The sequence below is a fragment of the Xenorhabdus sp. SGI246 genome (genome assembly GCF_040838225.1).
Taxonomy (GTDB): domain Bacteria; phylum Pseudomonadota; class Gammaproteobacteria; order Enterobacterales; family Enterobacteriaceae; genus Xenorhabdus; species Xenorhabdus indica.
In genome coordinates this window covers 1-2,813 of sequence record NZ_JBFPEZ010000152.1, presented here as the reverse complement: position 1 = coordinate 2,813, position 2,813 = coordinate 1, and the positions used below count along the sequence as shown (strand labels likewise).

1 protein-coding gene and 2 pseudogenes are annotated in these 2,813 nt (G+C 46.0%); 1 reads left to right on the top strand and 2 read right to left on the bottom strand.

Translation table 11 applies throughout. The annotated features are described in order from the left end of the window. Window positions 1-95: 95 nt before the first annotated feature. Together ABLA85_RS18725 and ABLA85_RS18720 are read right to left on the bottom strand one after the other, a co-directional pair. Window positions 96-756: pseudogene (locus tag ABLA85_RS18725) on the bottom strand (reverse transcriptase domain-containing protein); the annotation flags it as partial. Between the two features lie 10 nt (window positions 757-766). Continuing rightward, entirely contained in the window at window positions 767-898 is a 132-nt protein-coding gene (locus ABLA85_RS18720) for a hypothetical protein (protein ID WP_367965813.1), read from the bottom strand. A gap of 425 nt (window positions 899-1,323) precedes the next feature. Here ABLA85_RS18720 and ABLA85_RS18715 point away from each other — a divergent pair. Then, window positions 1,324-2,339: pseudogene (locus ABLA85_RS18715) on the top strand (IS3 family transposase); the annotation flags it as partial. Between the last annotated feature and the right edge of the window lie 474 nt (window positions 2,340-2,813).

Below are 2,813 nucleotides of genomic sequence, written 5' to 3'. Positions count from 1 at the left end.
GCTTACTCTTTGTGGCGTATGACCTTATCCCATACGCCCAACCTGGGATCACGGCGCATTTGTCTTTACTGTGCATTAGGGGGGTTATGCGAAGCTGTACATAACCCGCCTTGCGGACATCCGCACACATTGCTGGACATCTCTTTACCCACTATGACGGGCGCCGTGATTAATACCTCGATCAATCTGAGGAAACGGCGATCTGATATTTTCTTCCGAAGTATATTCATTAACTCATCATGAGGTATCATGTTGAAATACTTTCGGATGTCAATTTCTACTACCGCTCCATTCCAGTTATGGAATGTTTGCTGTTGCAGTGCCTTTAATGCCGCATGGCAATTTAATCCCGGCCGGAAGCCATAGGAACAGGGCATAAACAACGGTTCATAAATCCGGCTGAGGATATCACTGACCGTAAGCTGGACAAGTTTATCCTCTGTGCACGAAATGGCCAGAGGCCGTTTACTGCCATCCTCTTTTGGGATCTCGGTTATCCGGGCTGCTTTCGGGTGATACGTCCCTCTGCGTATCCGCAGGATAAGATGTTGTATATTCTCATCCAGATGTTCACCGTAAGCGGCTTTTGTCATGCGATCAATACCCACGGCTTTACTCCCGTCCAGCCGCTGGAATTGCCATTTCAGCATGTCACCGTTCAACAAATGCCCTAAATTATTGAACACCTGCTGATTTCTCGCCTATACGCTCAAGTTTCGTTAACCATGATACTCCGTCGTTGCTGTGTACGGTCATTGTTGCCCTCTTACGTTCGATCTGTCTGCCAGCCCTTCGCTCCACGGTCATTACCCGTTTCACGGCTACTATGGCTGACTCCGACTTCCTGATACTCGTTTCTCTGGCCTTGTGTTTTAGCACTTGCGCCCGAAATACTCATTCATTGAGAAATATCAGGATCTCCTGGGTTCCGGACTGTTCTCTACAGACTCGCCGACGCCTGCGGCTCCGGTGTGTGCTGCTGAATGGGTAGTTGCCAGTATGACCATTCAGACGCTGCTGCCTGCTAGCTGGACAAAACTATCGGCACACACGATTAAATGTATTTCGGCGCTATCACGTTCACCTTTTGGTTTCGGCTCGAGTGTTTCGCTGTCTACGCTTCATCTCCTTTGTTACCGCCGGTGATGCAAGACTCGCTACGTAGTGGTCTGGCTAATCCCTTTCTACGACGGGACTTTCACCCGCAAGATCAGTACAGCTTTGCCCAGCGCACTGTCCATTTCATTAACCCATTTCACGTTATGCCTTGTCATTTTGAATTTGGATATTATGACATATTAGTATGATTCTGCTATATCTTCTTCACTCACGCCCAAGCAACGGATCAAAGAACTTGAACAACAACTGACTGAAATGGAAAAGAAAGCCGAGTTTTTTGAGACGGTCGTTGAGGTGTTAAAACGGGATTATGGCGTCAGTCTCGTAAAAAAGCCACGAGGCAGGCCATCCAGGAGAAAAAAATAGCCGACTTCAAGGTGGTTCAATGTTGCCATTACCTGAGGCTTACACGACAAGCTTACTATCAGCAATGTCAGCGGGCTACAATAAAAGCGAAGCATGAGCAAGATGTGCTCAGGCAAGTCCAGTCAATCCGCTTAAAACAACCCCGTATTGGCACAAGAAAGCTTCAGTACCTGCTGCATCAATCCTGTGCATTGAAAATAGGCAGGGACAGTCCGTTCGAGTTACTCAGGGCTCACCATCTGTTAGTTATGCCCAGACAGGCTTACCACAAAACGACAGACAGTCGCCATCGTTTTGACTGTCACCCGAATTTACTCAAAGCAGGCCCCAATCAGGTTATTCCCACGGGGCCGGAACAAGTCTGGGTTGCTGATATCACGTATCTCCCGGTGAAAACAGGGGAAGCCTATTTAAGCCTAGTGACAGATGCCTGGTCACGTAAAATTGTGGGATATCATGTGCACGATAACTTAAAAACAGACTCGGTTATCAAGGCATATAGACAGGGCTTAAAAAGTCGAAAATTGACGGGACAATCGCTGATCCATCATTCAGACAGAGGGTTACAATATGGTTCAAAACGCTATCAAGCGTTACATGCCAGCAATGCGGTCACATGCTCAATGACCGACAGCTATGATTGTTATCAGAATGCCTTGGCAGAGCGGGTTAATGGGATACTGAAAAATGAATTTTTACTTTGCAGGCCCGCTAACCTTGAAGAAGCAACGAAAATGGTAAGTGAATCGATAGAGATTTATCATCAGTACAGACCTCACTTAGCCCTAAAATATAAAACGCCCAATGAAGTCCATCATCAGGCACTAATCAGTGTCAACGTATATCAGGACTAGACAGTCCGCCCAATCCAGACCAATATGAGCAGCAAACTGATTTATCGCAGTCATTACCATCTCCTTTTTTCATCGGGGATGGGTATGCATTCCACGCTCTTCGAAAGAAATATATCCAGCAGTTTGTATGCATGCCCTGAGTATTCGTTAGCGAGCATGGAGCACTTACTGGCTCGAAAGAAAAGCGGTGATCATCGAATGGTTCTCGCTCAATATTCGTAACCAATAAGCGCGTACCCTGAATCACCTAACAGTGTAATTCTCAGGGTGTGAATGTATATATCTCGCGCATATCGGAAGACCTCTAAAATTGAATGGGCCGGTTTTGCAGGATACTTATAATCTCTGTCGATCCCTGGGAGATTAGTGTCTGATGTTGTCATGATTGCAGCTAATGGACATCAGCTGCAGGGTGTTTAAGTAGTTTAATTGGTTAAAATAAAAAATATAAATGTTGCTAAAATAATTTATCTA